We start from the raw sequence: 15,936 nt of genomic DNA, 5'->3' as shown, positions 1-15,936 counted from the left end.
CCCATGGGCCGTGTTTTCCACCACGTGAGACGCGTCCGTCCGGGTGGTCGCCGCCGCCTCCGTCCCCGCCCGGTGGGCCGGATCGCGCCAACTGGCGTCCGGATACCGTCCCTTGCCCGCACCCCTCGCCGTCATGAGAATGCTCATGACAATAAGGTGCCGTCCGGACGACCTCCGGCCGGTGCCCTCCATAGAGGGGACCCCACATGAACAAGCCTCTCCTTGCCGCGCTCGCCACCCTGGCCGTCACCGGGTTCGGCGTGGCACCGGCGGCCGCGTCACCCGCGGCTCCCACCGTCCGCGCCGTGACCTTCGCCGGCACCGTCTCGCTCAGCAACTGCTCCGGCTCGGTCGTCCGCCTGCCCGCCTCCGAGGACGACGACCCGGCGCTGGTCATGTCCAACGGCCACTGCCTGGAGACCGGCTTCCCGGCGGCCGGCGAGGTCGTCGTGGACCAGCCCTCCAGCCGCACCTTCGGGCTGCTCAACGCCTCCGGCACCCGCGTCGGCACCCTGCGAGCCAGCAAGATCGCCTACGCGACGATGACCGACACGGACGTCTCGCTCTACCAGCTCACCAGCACGTACGCCCAGATCCGCGGCACCTACGGGATCAGCCCGCTCACCCTCAACGACACCCACCCCGCGGCCGGCACCGCGATCACCGTCGTCTCCGGCTACTGGAAGCGCACCTACGCCTGCAACGTCGACGGGTTCGCCTACCGCCTCAAGGAGGGGGAGTGGACCTGGAAGGACTCGGTCCGCTACACCTCCGCCTGCCGGACCATCGGCGGCACCTCCGGATCGCCCGTCGTCGACAACGCCACCGGCAAGGTCGTCGCCGTCAACAACACGGGCAACGAGGACGGCGGACGCTGCACGGACAACAACCCGTGCGAGGTCGCCGCGGACGGCACCGTGACGGTCCGCGAGGGCATCAACTACGGCCAGCAGACCTACCAGATCCCGGCCTGCTTCGGCCTCGACAGCAAGCTCGACCTCTCCCGCAGCGGCTGCGTCCTGCCCAAGCCGTAGCGCCGGCCCGGTGGGCCGCGCCGGACGGACCCCGGCTCAGCGCGGAACCCGGCGCACCGACCGCCCGGCCAGCACGTCGGTGCGCCGCCCGTCCTCCATCACGAACCGCCCGTCCACCAGCACGTACGGGATGCCCGTCGGCAGCACCCGCGGGTCCGCGTAGGTGCTGCCCGCCGCGACCGTCGCCGGGTCGAAGAGCACCAGGTCGGCCCGGTACCCCTCGCGGACCAGGCCCCGGTCCGGCAGCCGCAGCCGGGCCGCCGGGCGCGAGGTGAGGTGGGCGACGCACTCCTCCAGCGGGAGCACGCCCAGCTCGCGCACGTAGTGGCCCAGGTAGTGCGGGAAGGTGCCGTAGGCGCGCGGGTGCGGCTTGGCGCCCTGGAGGATGCCGTCCGAGCCGCCGGTGTGGACCCGGTGCCGCATGATCGCGCGCACGTTCTCCTCGTGGCCGACGTGCTGGAGGATGGTCGGCGCCAGCCGGTCGGCCAGCAGCAGGTGCCGGGCGACCTGCCACGGGCTCTCGCCGCGCAGCCGCGCCGACTCCAGGACCGTACGGCCGACGTACTCCCCGAGGGCCGGGTCGCCCGTGCCGGAGATCTCGATCGTCTCCCACTCCATGGGCACGCCGTGCGAGCCGTCGGAGCCGATCTCCTCCATGTGGTGCCGGATGCGCTCGGCGGTGTCGTCGTCCGCCAGCCGCTTCATGATCTGCTCCGGGCCGCCCTCGCTCGCCCAGCTCGGCAGCAGCGCCACGAGGGTGGTGCAGCCGGGGGTGTACGGGTAGGTGTCGAGGGTGATGTCGGCGCCGCCGGCCAGCGCCTCGTCGAGCAGGGTCAGCAGCTCGGGCGCCCTGCCCTTGTTCACGCCGAAGTTCATGGTGGCGTGCGCCAGGTGCAGCGGGCAGCCCGCCTCGCGGGTCAGCTCCACCATCTCCTCGTACGCCCGCAGCGCCCCGGCCCCGTACGAGCGGTGGTGCGGGCAGTAGTAGCCGCCGTACGACGCCACCACCCGGCACAGCTCGGTCAGCTCGGCGTCCTTGGCGTACATGCCGGGCGTGTACGTCAGCCCCGACGACATGCCGACCGCGCCCTGCTCCAGGCCCTCGGCGACCAGGCGCCGCATGTGCTCCAGCTCCGCCTCGGTCGCCTCCCGGTCGTCCCAGCCGACGGCGAGGGCGCGCACCGTGCCCTGCGGGATCAGATAGGCGGCGTTGACGGCGATGCCGCGGTCGAGCCGGTCCAGGTACTCGCCGACCGACCGCCAGTCGAAGTCGACGTCGTCGCCGGGGCCGTTCCACCCCGCGATCGCGCGGCGCACCTCGCCGAGGGTGCGGTCGTCGACCGGCGCGTACGACAGCCCGTCCTGGCCGATGACCTCCAGGGTGACGCCCTGGGCGGCCTTGGCGCTGTGGTCCGGGTCCCGCAGCAGCGCCAGGTCGCTGTGGGCGTGCATGTCGATGAAGCCGGGGGAGAGGACCAGGCCCTCGGCGTCCAGCTCGCGGCGTGCCTCGGGGCGCTGGCAGCCGGCGGCCGCCGCCTCCTTGACGATCGAGACGATCCGGCCGCCGTCGACCACGACGTCGGCGCGGTAGGAGTCGGCGCCGGAGCCGTCCACCACGTCGGCGTCCCTGATGACCAGCTCTTCCATGACCCGCTCCCTCAGAAGAACGTACGGATGTAGTCGACGACCGTCCCGTCCGCCTCGGCGACCGGGATGAGCTGCCACTTGTCGAAGGAGGTGCACGGGTGGGACAGGCCCGCCCCGAGCCAGTCGCCGACCTCCAGGTCCGCCTCCCCGGTCGTGCGCACCCAGGCGTGCTGGTCGGACAGGCCGGTCACCTCGACGCCGGTGGCGGGGCGCTGGACGCCGTCGCGGCGCACCACCTGGGCGAAGGGCAGGTGGAGGTCGTACGCCGCGTCCCGCTTGCCCGCGTTGGTGAACGCCTGCTCGGGGGAGGGGCGGGAGACGACCTGGCTCCACAGCCGGAAGGCGGGCTCCAGGGCGCCCTCCTCGGGGACCCGGTTGAAGGGGGTCAGCTCGCGGTAGTGGCCGTCGTCGTGGGAGACGTACGCACCCGAGCGCAGCAGCTTCAGGACGGGCCGGGAGAGGCCGGGGACCTCGGCGAACACGTCGGCCACCGCGTCGAACCAGGCGCTGCCGCCCGCGCTGAGCACGATCTCCTCCAGGCCCTCGAACCGCCCCGCCTCGTCGAAGTCGGCGGCGAGCGCGACCAGCCGCCGCAGCCACGCGTGCACGCGCTCGGGATCGGCGTCCGGGACCTCGCCCTCGTACCCGGCGACCCCGGCCAGCCGCAGCGTCCGCGCCCCGGCCACCGCGTCGGCGACCGCCGCGCACCCGGCCTCGGTGCGCACGCCGGTCCGCGCGCCCTCACCGGCGGCCAGTTCGACCACGACGTCCAGCGGGCGGGCGGCGCCCGCGTCCGTCAGGGCCGCGTCCATCAGCTCGACGCCGCGCACGGAGTCGACGTAGCAGACGAAGTGGAAGTCCGGGTCGGCGTCCAGCTCGGCGGAGATCCAGCGCAGGGCGGCGGCGTCGACCAGTTCGTTGGCCAGGAAGACCCGCCCGATGCCGAAGGCCCGCGCCACCCGGACCTGGTGCGGCACGGCGAGGGTGATGCCCCAGGCGCCGTGCTCGATCTGGCGGTGGAAGAGCTGCGGGGCCATGGAGGTCTTGCCGTGCGGCGCGAAGGCGAGGCCGTGCCGGGCGGAGTAGGTCTCCATGAGCTTCAGGTTGTGCTCCAGGCGCTCGGCGGACAGCGCGAGCACGGGGGTGGTGAAACCGCCGGTGAAGAGATTGCGGCGCTGTCCGGCCAGCTCGGCGACGGTCAGGCCGTACGCGTCCGGCGGAAGGCCCTTGAAGCGGTGGTCGACGTGCTCCTCGGCCAGCCTGGCGAGAGCGTCGCGGCCGTCGGTGGGGCCGGAGTCGAGGGCCATGGAGCCTCCCTGATCTGATGCGTTGCAAATTCTGCAACGACCATTGCGTATATCGCTTACTGCTGTCTAACATCTCGGCGAACGCGGGGTCAACGGAGCAGCCGCCCGCGAGACGCGAAGAACGCTCCGCGGACAGCCCAGGACAGCCCAGGACAGCGCGGACCCCGCAGACGAGGAGCCCCCACCATCGTGACCGCCACCGGACGAACCAGCACCGCCCCCGACGTCGTGGACGTCGTCGCGCTCGGCGAGTCCATGGTCACCTTCCTCCCCTCCCGCCCCGGGCGCCTCGCCGACGTCCCCTCCTTCGACCGGGCCATCGGCGGCGCCGAGTCCAACCTGGCCTGCGTGCTCGCCGCCGCCGGACACTCCGCGCGCTGGGTCGGCCGGGTCGGCGCCGACGGCTTCGGCGACCACCTCGTCGAGGCGATCGGCGCCTACGGCGTCGACGTCTCCGCCGTGCGCCGCGACCCCGCCCGCCCGACCGGCGTCTACTTCCGCACCGCCGGGGACCGCGCCACCGACGCCCACGAGGTGGCGTACTACCGGGCGGGCTCGGCCGCCTCCGCGATGTCCGTGGACACCATGGACCTCGACGCGATCCGCTCCGGCCGCGTCCTGCACCTGTCCGGCATCACGCCCGCGCTCTCCGCCGACTGCCTCGGCCTGATGCGCGAGCTGACCGCCCGCCGCCCCGGCCGGCCCCTCGTCTCCTTCGACGTCAACCACCGCCCCGGCCTGTGGCGCGACGCCGGTCACGGGCACGGTCCCGAGGTGCTCCTCGACCTGGCCCGCGGCGCCGACCTGGTCTTCGTCGGCGACGACGAGGCACGGGACGCCTGGGGGCTCGGCGGTCCCGAGGCCGTGCGCGCCGCGCTGCCCGAGCCGGAGCTGCTCGTCGTCAAGCAGGGCGCGAGCGGCGCCACCGCCTTCCACGGCACCGACGTCACCTCCGTGCCCGCCCTGCACGTCGACGTCGTCGCCGCCGTCGGCGCGGGCGACGCCTTCGCCGCCGGGTTCCTCTCCGCCACCCTGCGCGGACTGCCCGTGCGCGAGCGCCTGCGCCACGGTCACCTCATGGCCGCCGCCGCCCTCACCGTCCCCGGCGACCTCGCCACGCCCCCGGCCCGCGACCACGCCGACCGCCTGGCCGCCCTCGACGACACCGCGTGGGGGAGACTGCGACTCGGCCCCGGCTGGACACAGGACGTCCGAGGGGCCGACGAGGAGGTACGTACGCCATGAGTCAGACCGTCGACCGCGCGCTCAGCATCCTGCCGCTGCTCGCCGAGGGCCCCGCCGACCTGGGCCGGGTCGCCGAGCGCCTGGGCGTGCACAAGTCCACGGCCCTGCGCCTGCTGCGCACCCTGCACGAACACGGCTTCGTCTACCGCCAGTCCGACCAGCGCTACCGCCTCGGCGCCCGGCTGATCTCCCTCGCCCAGGAGGCGATGGAGAACCTCGACGTCCGCGAGATCGCCCACCCCCACCTCGTACGCCTCAACGAACAGGTCGGGCACACCGTCCACCTCGCCGTCCACGAGGAGGACGAGGTCCTCTACATCGACAAGGTCGAGAGCCGCTACCCGGTCCGCATGTACTCCCGGATCGGCAAGCCCGTCGCCATCACCGTCGCGGCCGTCGCCAAGCTGCTCCTCGCCGACCTCCCCGAGAACGAGCGGCGGGCCGTGGCCGAGCAGCTCGACTACCCCATGTACACGGCCCGTTCGACACCGAACGCCGACGGGTTCCTCAAGGAACTCGCCAAGGTGCGCGAACAGGGCTGGGCCACCGACCTCGGTGGCCACGAGGAGTCCATCAACTGCGTCGCCGCGCCCATCCGGGGCGCCGACGGCCGGGTGGTCGCCGCCATGTCGGTCTCCGCGCCGAACGTCGTCGTCACCGCCGAGGAACTCCTCACCCTGCTCCCGCTGGTCCGCCGCACGGCGGACGCCATCAGCGGCGAGTACTCCGGCAGGACCCCAGTCAAGGAAGTCACCGCATGACCGACAAGATCGCTCTCGTCCCCGCGACCCACACCGTCCCCCCGGCGAAGTTCTCCCACGGCGTGAGGAAGGGCAACATCCTCCAGGTCGCCGGCCAGGTCGGCTTCCTGCCCCACCAGGAGGGCAAGGCCCCCACCCCGGCCGGTCCGACCCTGCGCGAGCAGACCCTCCAGACCCTCGCCAACGTCAAGGCGATCCTGGAGGAGGGCGACGCCTCCTGGGACGACGTGATGATGCTCCGCGTCTACCTCACGGACGTGGACCACTTCGCCGAGATGAACGAGATCTACAACGCCTACTTCGAGGAGCAGGGCCTCACCCAGCCGCCCGCCGCGCGCACGACCGTGTACGTCGGTCTGCCCGCCGGCCTCCTCATCGAGATCGACGCGCTCGCCGTCCTCGGCTGACCGCCCCCGCCGTCTCGCCCGTCTGACCGCCTGTCTGTGAACGGCACGGCGTCCCCCGCCCCCGGGGGCGCCGTGCCGCGCTCCACCCTGCCCGAAAGCTCCATGTACTTATCCAGAGGACCCCCGAATGTCCCACGCGTCCCTCCAGTTCGCCGCCGCCGAGACCCCACCCCACACCGGCGGTCTGCTCACCCTGATCGACGGCACCGCCGGGCTGCTGACCGTCGCCGCCCTCGGCATCGCGCTCCTGCTCTACCTCATCATCAAGGTGCGGCTCCAGCCCTTCGTCGCGCTGCTCGCCGTCTCCATAGCCGTCGGCCTGCTCGCCGGCCTGTCGGTCACCGAACTCTTCGGCACCGTCCAGAAGTCGGACGCCGTCTCCACCATCGAGTCCGGCATGGGCGGCATCCTCGGCCACGTCGCCATCATCATCGGCCTGGGCACCATGCTCGGCGCGATCCTCGAAGTCAGCGGCGGCGCACAGGTGCTGGCCTCCCGGCTCCTCGGCCTCTTCGGGGAGAAGCGCGCCCCGCTCGCCATGGGCCTGACGGGCCTGATCTTCGGCATCCCGGTCTTCTTCGACGTGGGCATCTTCGTCCTCGCGCCCATCGTCTACGCCGCCGCCAAGCGCTCCGGCAAGTCGATCCTGCTCTACTGCCTGCCGCTGCTGGCCGGCCTGTCCATGACCCACGCCTTCCTGCCGCCGCACCCCGGCCCGGTGGCCGCCGCCGGACTGCTGAAGGTGGACCTCGGCTGGGTGATCCTCATGGGCATCGTCTGCGGCATCCCCGCCGTGCTCGCCGCCTGGGCGTTCTCCGCCTGGATCGGCCGCCGCATCTTCGTGCCGGTGCCGCAGGACATGGTCGAGGCGGCCGAGGAGGCCAAGCAGGCCGTCGTCGACGAGCAGCGCAAGGCGGGCGTCGCGCCGACCGAGACCCCGGTCGCGCTCGGCACGGTCCTCGGCATCATCGGCACCCCGCTGGTCCTGATCCTCGCCGCGACCTTCTCCTCCATCGCCCTGGACCCGTCCACCCTCCGCTCGGTGATCGAGTTCTTCGGCAACCCGTTCGTCGCGCTGACCATCGCCCTGTTCCTCGCCTACTACCTGCTCGGCATCCGGCGCGGCTGGTCCCGCAAGTCCCTGGAGACCGTCTCGACGGCCTCGCTGAAGCCGGTCGGCAACATCCTGCTGGTGGTCGGCGCGGGCGGTGTCTTCGGCGCCGTCCTCAAGGCCAGCGGCGTCGCCCAGGCCCTCTCCGACACCTTCAACGACGTCGGCCTGCCGGTGATCGTCCTGGCGTACCTGATCTCCGTGGTGCTGCGGGTCGCCCAGGGCTCGGCGACGGTCGCCATCGTGACGACGGCGGGCATCGTGGCGCCGCTGCTCGCCGAGGGCGACCACTCGCAGGCGTTCGTCGCCCTGGTCATCATGGCCATCTCGGCCGGCTCCATCTTCGCCTCGCACGTCAACGACGGCGGTTTCTGGATGGTTGCCAAGTACTTCGGCATCAGCGAGCGGGACACGCTCAAGACGTGGACCGTGCTGGAGAGCGTGCTGTCGGTCGCCGGGTTCGTGGTGGCGGCGGTGGTGAGCCTTTTCGTGTAGGCGACACGTGTTGGCGTCTCGTGGAGGCGTCTCGTGTAGGCGTCTGATAACGAAGTTGGGGCTGGCTGTGCCCGGCACAGGATCGTCGACCATACTGCCCGCGTGGAGCAGCGCAGAGGATCGACGAGCCAGCCCCTGGAAGGCGCCGGATTCGACCCGGCATTCATCCCCGGGCTCACCGCACCCGTGTCCGGTGGGCCGGAGGACGTGAGACGCGACGAGGCCGAAGCGGTCGAGGACGCCGAAGCGGAGACCGAGGAGTCCGTCCGGTCCGCGCAGTCCTCGGCGTCCTCGGCCGTCGGCGAACCGCCCGCCGAGGACGCCGCCGAACCGGACGACGAGGCCCCCGTGGACGGCCCCGTCTTCGAGGCCGCCGACCGCCGCGCCAGGATCGTCGCCGACCACCGGGGCGTACGCCTCTCCCTCGACGACCAGGAGTGCGAGTTCCGCTGGGACGAGGTCGGGGCCGTGGAGACGGAGACCGGCCGCTTCGGCAAGCGGTTCACGGTCACGGTGCACACGCCGGACCGCCGCTGGTACCCGATCGAGATCGAGGCCACGTCCCGGAGCCGCTTCCCGGAGTGGGAGTCGGCCCTGGACGAGGTCCTGGACGCGTACTTCGAGGACGGCGAGGCGGAGGCGAAGGAGACGGCGGACACGGCGGACTCGGCGGACTCGGCAGAGAAGGCCGCCGAGAAGGACGCCGGGGAGGCCGCGCCCCGCGCGGAGTAGGCGCATCGGGTGAAGATCCGTGCACGCCCTCTTGCCGCACCGGCGGCCATGGGCTTTCTTGACCTCCATGGCGGACACCACGGGCAACACCTCAGACGTAGGCGTATCGGGCGGTGCCGACGCGGCTCCCCGTAAGTCCAGTTGGCGCTACATCGGCCCCGGCATCGTCGTGGCGGCGACCGGCGTGGGCGCCGGCGACCTCGTGGCCACCCTCATCGCGGGCAGCAACTTCGGCTACACCCTGCTGTGGGCGGCGGTCATCGGCTGCCTGGTGAAGATCTCCCTCGCCGAGGCGTGCGGCCGCTGGCACCTGGCCACCGGCCGCACCCTCTTCGACGGCTGGGCGAGCATCGGCTCCTGGACCACGTGGTTCTTCGCGATCTACGCCGTGATCTGGGGCTTCGTCTACGGCGCCGCGGCGATGTCGTCGAGCGCCCTGCCGCTCCAGGCGCTCTTCCCGGACGTGATGGGCCTCGAATGGTGGGGCATCGCCTGCGGCCTGGTGGGCCTGGTCTTCGTCTGGTTCAACCAGTACAGCGTCTTCGAGAAGGTCATGACGGTCCTGGTGGGCGTCATGTTCGTGGTGACGGTGTACCTGGCGATCCGCGTGACCCCCAACCTGGGCGACGCCTTCGCCGGACTCCTCCCGGTCCTCCCGGACGAGAAGGACTCGGTCCTCAACACCCTGGGCCTGATCGGCGGCGTGGGCGGCACCATCACGCTGGCCGCGTACGGCTACTGGGTCAACGCCAAGGGCTGGACCAACACCGGCTGGATGAAGGTCATGCGCCTGGACAACCGGGTCGCCTACGCCACCACCGGCATCTTCGTCGTCGCGATGCTCTTCGTCGGCGCCGAGCTGCTCCACTCGGCCAACATCGCGATCGCCAGCGGCGACAAGGGTCTGATCCAACTCGGCGACATCCTGGAGCAGGAGTACGGCACGGCGACCGGCAAGCTCTTCCTGATCGGCTTCTTCGCCACCAGCTTCACCTCGCTGATCGGCGTCTGGCACGGCGTGAGCCTGATGTTCGCCGACTTCCTGGCCCGCCGCCGCGGTGAACGGGAGGCGCGGGGCGACGAGTTGGCCTCGGGACGCCGGGAGCGCTCCTGGGCCTTCCGCGCCTACCTGCTGTGGCTCACCTTCCCGCCCATCATCCTGCTCTTCCAGGACGAGCCCTTCCGCCTGATCATCATCTACGGCGTCCTGGGCGCCGCCTTCATGCCCTTCCTCGCCCTCACCCTGATGTGGCTCCTCAACTCCTCCCGCACGCCGCGCGAGTGGCGCAACGGCAGCCTCAGCAACGGCATGCTCACCGTCGCCGGGCTGCTGTTCCTGGTCCTGTGCGTGAAGCAGATCTGGGACCAGCCGTGGTCGGAGTTCTTCTAGTCCTCTTCGCGCGGCGGACGTGCCCGCCCCCGACACGACGAGGTCCCGGCGATCAGCTGAGGTCCATCTCGTCCCCGTCGACGTCCATCGGCTCGGGCGAGGCGGCCCTCGGCGCCTGGCCCCCCGGCGCCTGGGCCTCTGCCGCGAACCTCTCCCTGGCGATGTTCGCCAGGTTGTCGCGCAGCGCCGGGATACGGGAGTCGCCCGACTTGATGGCCGGTTGGAGGTTCCGGCTCCAATAGCCCTCGACATCGGCGGGAGTACGGCACCCGGCCGCCTTCAACAGGCCGGCGACCTGATTGTCGTCGCCCTTGTGCTTCGCGACGTCGGGCTTCTGGATCATGCGGTCCAGATAGTTGAGGATCAGTTCGTCGCGCGAGATATGGTCACCCGTAACGACAGCATCCCCTTCGACCTGCATCGATTCCTTCAGGTCGAACGGGTTGTTGAACCCCATCTCGCCGGACACGTCGAACTGGAACTCCGGCACCTTTTCGTTCTTGCAGTAGATGGACTGCACATGGTTGCCCTTGGCGCTGACTTGTCCGGACCAGGCGCCCGAACGCTCCATCTCCTGGAAGAGCCTGTTCATGTTGTCATCGTTCGACACATCGATGTCGATGTCCTGCGGCGCCCTGGCTCCCCCGTAGATGTACGCGATGAGGCTGCCGCCGAACCGGTACCCGACCTCGATGCTGCGCATCCAGGCATCGAACTCCTGGAGGACGTAGAGAAGTTTGTCCCACCTGGCCTCCTGTTGCTTGGCCAGCTCCGGATTCTCGACCTTCAACGCCTCGAACCGCTCTTTCACGGCCGACAGCGTGAGGCCGATCTTGGCCCCCTCCGGAGCGGCGGGCCCACCGCCCGCCGGTGCCCGCTGCACCACCTGGCTGTACGCCTGGTTGCCGATGGCCCGTTGCAGCACCATGGCCGAGTGCGGAGCACCGGGCATCCGCGTGGCGGTCGCCGCGGCGTTGTCGGCACGGCGGGGCACCGTACGGGTGTTCCCGGGCCGAGGAGCATGGTGGTGTTCGTCGTGGGCGTGCATGGTGCGTCCTCCTGTGGGGCAGGGCCTGTTGGCACTCTAGCCGCGCGCCTTCACGAGGCTGCCCGGTCGGAGGGCGGAGAAGGGTACATCGGGGCATCAGGTCTGCCCCAAGGAGCAGTTGACCGATGCTCCGGCACCGTCACCGCACCGCGTCCCCTTCCTCGCTGAGCGTGATCTTCCGCAGCTGCTCCATGGTCGGCGCGGGGGCGTCCCGGGTGGCGTCCTTGTTCTGGTCGCCGGTGTTGAAGGCGCCGATCACCACGCGGAAGCCCTCCTGTCCGGGGCGCAGCGCGTCCACGCTCCACATCACCACGCCGGAACCGGCCTTCTCGCCGGGCCCCTGCCGTGTGACCAGGCGCGTGCCGTCGGGCCGGATCTCCCCGCCGACGTACAACTGCCCGGCGCTGTCGGCCATCCCGTGCCGGACGTTGACCTGGACGAGGCTGCGGCCCCGCCCGTCGTCCACGACGAGATAGGCGTACTGACACCGAGTTGCGTCTCGTCGAGGTCACCAATGCCCAGGGGATGCGCTGGAACTACATCCACGACGCGGTCGGCCGACTAGTGCGTGAATCCGACTTCGACGGGCGCGTCGTTTCCTATGCCTACGTCCACAATCCGCACACCGGGACCGACCCGCTCGGACTGGCCCCTCGGTGCGATGACACGATCCCTGGCCTCCGCAAACAGACCGATCACCCGCTGAGCAAACGGATACACATTGGAGAAGATGGCAAGGTCACTATCACCGGCAAGGGCGCGCTCTACGTCAACCTGAGTGGCGACGTTGGGCATACTGTCCGTTTCCGAGGCGAAGGCGGGCAGATCGTCGAGTTCCAGATATCGGCCGAGTTCCGCGAAAAGATCAGACGGACCGCTGTGCCTCAGGAGGAGCCCGGTCTGGGGTTCAGCAGGGCCGAGTGGAAACAGATGAAGAGAATTTGTCCGGAGATTTCGGACCCGACCATGGGAGACGACTTGTACGGCATTCCCAGTGGAATGCTCAATGAGTTCAGGGAAGAAGTGGCGAAGTGCCCGGGCAGAGTTGTTCAGGAAGGTTAGGAGACGTTCCGTATGATGCACGAGATCGAGGACATCGAGCAGGAACGGCTCCGATTGTCGCGGCGACCTGCCTTGCAGGAGACGCCTCCTGTCATCGGCGTATTCGACGTACGCATCAGTTGCCCGGTCGCGGAATTCGCCGACAGGGTACGGTCCGTGCTCGATCCTGCACTCCGGCTGGCGGTTGCACACCCTTTCGAAGGTGAAGATCTACCAGTCGATGCGATCCCCGATTGGTTCGTTGCCGTCGCCCGTGGAAGTGCCGAACCGGCCCCCGAGTTCGCAGTCCGCGGCGCTGAGCGATACGCGGCCGCTGTCGGACGCGGTGCGTGGGACCTTCAAGAGTGGCTCTACCAGTTCGATCCCGAATCCGAGTTTCGTGGTTGGGCGTGGTGGGGTCTTACGCAATCGGGTGAACGTGAAGTGCGGCTGTGGGTGGACACGTGGGGTGAGTCCTTCTTCGCCTGCGATGAACTGCGATGGCTCGCGTACGTCGCCGGTGCCGTAGAGATCGACGGGCCGAGTCTGGAGAGGTCCGACGCCTGGGTTGCCGCAGCGCAGACCTGACGCGCAGCGACAGGCCCCCGCCCGCGTGGCAGCGGGCAGGGGCAGGGGCCGGGGTCGGGGTCGGGGTCGGGAGAGTCAGCCGGGTCGGTCGGGGCTACGGCAGCGCGTGGACGTGGGCGCCCACCGTGCTCGACCAGGTGTTGCCCGCCGTCGCGTCCCAGTTGGTGGACCAGGTCATCGCGCCCCGCAGGTCGGGGTAGGTCCTCGGCGGCTTGAAGGAGCCGCAGTTGGTGGCCTTGGTGAGGCAGTCCAGGGCGGCGTTGACCACCGACGGGGCGACGTAGCCGCCGCCCGCCGCGCGGGTGGAGGCCGGCAGGCCGAGGCCCACCTGGGACGGGGCGAGGCCGCCCTCCAGCTGGATGCAGGCCAGGGCGGTGAGGAAGTCGACCGTGCCCTGGGCGTAGACCTTGCCGTCGCAGCCCAGCATCGTGCCGCTGTTGTAGTACTGCATGTTGACGACCGTGAGGATGTCCTTCACGTTCAGTGCCGTCTGGAAGTAGCCGCCCTGCGTCGACTGCATGTCGATCGTCTGCGGGGCCATGGTCAGGATCATGTCCGGGCCGGCCTTCGCCGACAGGGCGCGCAGGGCCTGGGTCATGTAGGTCGGGTTGAGGCCGTTCTCCAGGTCGATGTCGACGCCGTCGAAGCCGTACTCCTGCATGAGGGAGTGGACGGAGTTGGCGAAGTTCGTCGCGGAGGCGGAGCTGTTCACCGAGACGGTGCCCTTCTCGCCGCCGACCGAGATGATGACCTTCTTGCCCGCGGCCTGCTTGGCCCGCACGTCCGCCTTGAACTGGTCGACCGTGTAGCCGCCGAGCCCGGCCGAGTCCAGGCTGAAGCTCACGGCACCCGGCGTCGTGGTCGCGTCGGCGAAGGCCACCGCGATGATGTCGTACGCGGACGGCACGTCGGAGATCTTCTGGACCGCCGCCCCGTTGTTGAAGTTCTGCCAGTAGCCGGTCACCGCGTGCTTGGGCAGGTCGCCGCCGTTCCCGCCGTCGTCGGGCGCCGTGGTGCGGGCCGTGACCGCCGCCGACTTCACCGACTCACCGGCCGCGTTCGTCGCCGTGACCTGGAAGGAGTACGAGGTCGAGGCCGCCAGGCCGGTGACCGTCGCCGAGGTGCCGGTCACCGCGGTCACCTTCGTGCCGTCGCGGTAGACGCTGTAGCCGGTGGCGCCCGAGACCGTGTTCCAGGCGAGGGACGCGGAGTTCGGGGTCGTACCGGAGACCCTCAGGCCGGCCGGGGCCGAGGGGACCGTGGGGCCGGGGCCGTCGCCGCCACCGCCGTCGGGGCCGAAGACGGACAGGTCGTCGACGTAGTACGCCGACTGCCCGTACCAGCCGTGCGTGTACACCGTCACGGAGGTCGTCGAGGAGCCGGTGCTGAAGGTGGTCTTCAGCTGCTTCCAGGAGGCCGAGTCGGGGGTCCAGGTCGACACGTCCGTCGTGCCCGTGCCCGTCACGCCCAGGTAGGAGTACCCGCCCTGCACCCACGCGCTCAGCGTGTACGTCGAGTTGGGCTTCACCGCGACGCTCTGCGCACAGCGGGCGTTGTCCTGCCCCGCCGGGGTGGCCTTCAGCGCGGCCGAGCCCGCGTGCACCGGGGAGGCGACGGTGGTGCCGCTGTTGGCCGAGCAGGTCCAGTTGCTCAGCCCGGACTCGAAACCGGCGTTCTTTGCGTTGTTGACGTCGGCGGCCGATGCCGGGCCGACGGCCGTGAACGCGAGTGCCAGGGCGGCGGTGACGGCGCCCGTCAGGGAGCCGAGACGTCTTCCGCGCCGTCTGCGTACGGGGTCCACTGCTGCCTCCGGGGGTGAGGTGGGGCGGATCGGGGGACGGTGGCCACCGTTGACGTACAAGGTGGTCCAGACCAATTGAAGGTGTCAAGAGGTAGGTACGGACCAAGTTCGCCGCCCGGACGGCGCGGCCGACGCGTTCTCGAAAATGCTCAACCTGCCCCGGTTTGGCGCATCTTGTGCAACACAAGTTGTTCCACAGCTACAGAAACGCTGTTCTCCGCTCACAGACGCGTGGATACAGTGCTCAGGTAGTCACGCAGTGAAGTCATCCGGGTGTGCCGGAGTAACACCGGCGGACCGACGGGCTTGGGAGACCGGGGAGCCGCGCGTGCCAACTGCCATTGCCGTGACCAGTGCCGACATGGCACTGCCGCCGCAGGACGAACGGACGCTGCCCGCGGCCGTGCTCCAGGACGTCGGCCGGCGCCCCCTGGAACAGGTGCTGGCCGAGCTCCAGGCGCTGGTGGACCAGCACGGACACGTGATCGTGGTGTGCTCCCAGGCCGTCCCGGCGGGCGTGGAACGGCGCCTGCACACCGTCCGCGCCCTCCTGGAGTCCGACCGCATCGCCCTCTTCCGGCCGCCCCTGCCACCGCTCGGCATCGCCGTACTGGCCCGCCAGTTGCGCCAGCTGGCCTCCTGCGACCTCAGCCCGGGCGTCCTCGCCTCCGCCGGCCGGCTGCTCACCCACTACATCCACGCCGGCGCCCTGCTCGGCTCCGTCGCCCGGCTCGACCACGTCCCCGTGGGCCTGAAGGCGCACGCCAGGTCCTGGGTGCCCGGCAGCCAGTTCGGCGTCGTCGCCCACCCGGTGCCGCAACTGGTCAAGGTCGCACCCGAAGCCGCCCTGGACGGGCCCGAGTTCGGCACCTGGCTGCTGGTCGCCAAGGGGCAGCTCGCCTCCGACTGGGTCACCTCCACCCTCGCCCCGTCCTGGCGCGTGCAGGGGCTGCGCGAGACGGCGCTGCCCGCGGAGTCCACCGCATGGTGGGGCACGGGGCGGCTGACCGAGTTCTGCGCGTACCTCCCCGACCTCTCGGTCCTCTACCAACTGGTCACATCCGTACGGCGGAGCGTCTGCCACTGGTGCGGCATCGACGTCATCGGTGACCGCTGCGTGTTCTGCTCCGCGACACCACCGGCGTACGGCGACGGCGGCAGCGGCGGCGGCAGCGGCAGTGGCAGCGGCGGCGGGAGTGGCAGCGGGCGCGGCAGCGGCCGGGACCAGGCGCTGGACCACCGCCGCGCCCCCGCCCTCGGCCGCCGCCGTGAGAGACGGGCCCTGACTGGGTAGGCCCGTAGCGCCCGGTCCGCCCGCCCCAGTCCGTC

14 protein-coding genes and 1 pseudogene are annotated in these 15,936 nt (G+C 70.7%); 10 read left to right on the top strand and 5 right to left on the bottom strand.

Features of this window, described 5'->3' with window-relative positions; all coding sequences use genetic code 11:
* Positions 1–206: 206 nt before the first annotated feature.
* Positions 207–1,034, top strand: coding sequence for a serine protease (locus ACIRGB_RS02125; RefSeq protein ID WP_403857758.1), 828 nt, complete (start codon positions 207–209; stop codon positions 1,032–1,034).
* Between the two features lie 36 nt (positions 1,035–1,070).
* Here ACIRGB_RS02125 and ACIRGB_RS02120 read toward each other — a convergent pair whose 3' ends face one another.
* Positions 1,071–2,681: an amidohydrolase family protein gene (locus ACIRGB_RS02120; RefSeq protein ID WP_403857756.1), complete on the bottom strand. Its 1,611-nt coding sequence runs from the start codon at positions 2,679–2,681 to the stop codon at positions 1,071–1,073.
* 11 nt (positions 2,682–2,692) lie between these two features.
* On the bottom strand, positions 2,693–3,988 hold the full coding sequence (locus ACIRGB_RS02115; protein WP_403857754.1) for an amino acid deaminase: 1,296 nt from the start codon (positions 3,986–3,988) through the stop codon (positions 2,693–2,695).
* A 189-nt stretch (positions 3,989–4,177) separates the two neighbouring features.
* On the opposite strand from ACIRGB_RS02115, the gene ACIRGB_RS02110 reads away from it, so the two are divergent.
* The 6 genes from ACIRGB_RS02110 (at position 4,178) to ACIRGB_RS02085 (ending at position 10,129) form a co-directional block, all read left to right on the top strand.
* Entirely contained in the window at positions 4,178–5,233 is a 1,056-nt protein-coding gene (locus ACIRGB_RS02110) for a sugar kinase (RefSeq protein WP_403857752.1), read from the top strand.
* Positions 5,230–5,994 carry an IclR family transcriptional regulator gene (locus tag ACIRGB_RS02105; protein WP_226025491.1) on the top strand — a complete coding sequence of 255 codons (765 nt, stop codon included), beginning with the start codon at positions 5,230–5,232 and terminating at the stop codon, positions 5,992–5,994. Before ACIRGB_RS02110 ends, ACIRGB_RS02105 begins: the two co-directional genes overlap by 4 nt.
* Positions 5,991–6,401: a RidA family protein gene (locus ACIRGB_RS02100; RefSeq protein ID WP_403857750.1), complete on the top strand. Its 411-nt coding sequence runs from the start codon at positions 5,991–5,993 to the stop codon at positions 6,399–6,401. Before ACIRGB_RS02105 ends, ACIRGB_RS02100 begins: the two co-directional genes overlap by 4 nt.
* Before the next feature lie 127 nt (positions 6,402–6,528).
* On the top strand, positions 6,529–8,007 hold the full coding sequence (locus ACIRGB_RS02095) for a GntP family permease (protein ID WP_403857748.1): 1,479 nt from the start codon (positions 6,529–6,531) through the stop codon (positions 8,005–8,007).
* 102 nt (positions 8,008–8,109) lie between these two features.
* Entirely contained in the window at positions 8,110–8,739 is a 630-nt protein-coding gene (locus tag ACIRGB_RS02090) for a hypothetical protein (protein ID WP_403857746.1), read from the top strand.
* 67 nt (positions 8,740–8,806) lie between these two features.
* The gene (locus ACIRGB_RS02085; protein WP_403857744.1) at positions 8,807–10,129 is read left to right on the top strand and encodes an Nramp family divalent metal transporter; all 1,323 of its coding nucleotides are present in this window, start codon (positions 8,807–8,809) and stop codon (positions 10,127–10,129) included.
* Between the two features lie 52 nt (positions 10,130–10,181).
* On the opposite strand, the gene ACIRGB_RS02080 is transcribed toward ACIRGB_RS02085, so the two are convergent.
* Both ACIRGB_RS02080 and ACIRGB_RS02075 read right to left on the bottom strand, forming a co-directional pair.
* A complete protein-coding gene (locus ACIRGB_RS02080) occupies positions 10,182–11,177 on the bottom strand; it encodes a hypothetical protein (RefSeq protein WP_403857742.1) in 996 nt (331 codons plus the stop codon).
* A gap of 139 nt (positions 11,178–11,316) precedes the next feature.
* Positions 11,317–11,661: pseudogene (locus ACIRGB_RS02075) on the bottom strand (hypothetical protein); the annotation flags it as partial.
* A gap of 8 nt (positions 11,662–11,669) precedes the next feature.
* Here ACIRGB_RS02075 and ACIRGB_RS02070 point away from each other — a divergent pair.
* On the top strand, positions 11,670–12,239 hold the full coding sequence (locus tag ACIRGB_RS02070) for an RHS repeat domain-containing protein (RefSeq protein WP_403857740.1): 570 nt from the start codon (positions 11,670–11,672) through the stop codon (positions 12,237–12,239).
* 12 nt (positions 12,240–12,251) lie between these two features.
* The gene (locus ACIRGB_RS02065; protein ID WP_403857737.1) at positions 12,252–12,806 is read left to right on the top strand and encodes a hypothetical protein; all 555 of its coding nucleotides are present in this window, start codon (positions 12,252–12,254) and stop codon (positions 12,804–12,806) included.
* Positions 12,807–12,900: 94 nt separating this feature from the next.
* On the opposite strand, the gene ACIRGB_RS02060 is transcribed toward ACIRGB_RS02065, so the two are convergent.
* The gene (locus ACIRGB_RS02060) at positions 12,901–14,607 is read right to left on the bottom strand and encodes a chitinase (protein ID WP_403857734.1); all 1,707 of its coding nucleotides are present in this window, start codon (positions 14,605–14,607) and stop codon (positions 12,901–12,903) included.
* Positions 14,608–14,968: 361 nt separating this feature from the next.
* On the opposite strand from ACIRGB_RS02060, the gene ACIRGB_RS02055 reads away from it, so the two are divergent.
* Positions 14,969–15,901 (top strand): hypothetical protein, encoded by a 933-nt coding sequence (locus ACIRGB_RS02055; RefSeq protein WP_403858177.1) that lies wholly within the window; start codon positions 14,969–14,971, stop codon positions 15,899–15,901.
* The last annotated feature ends 35 nt before the right edge of the window (positions 15,902–15,936 follow it).

The organism is Streptomyces sp. NPDC102490, from assembly GCF_044765285.1.
Taxonomy (GTDB): domain Bacteria; phylum Actinomycetota; class Actinomycetes; order Streptomycetales; family Streptomycetaceae; genus Streptomyces.
The sequence above is the reverse complement of the archived record's forward strand: the minus strand, read 5'-3'. Positions and strand labels throughout refer to the sequence as shown.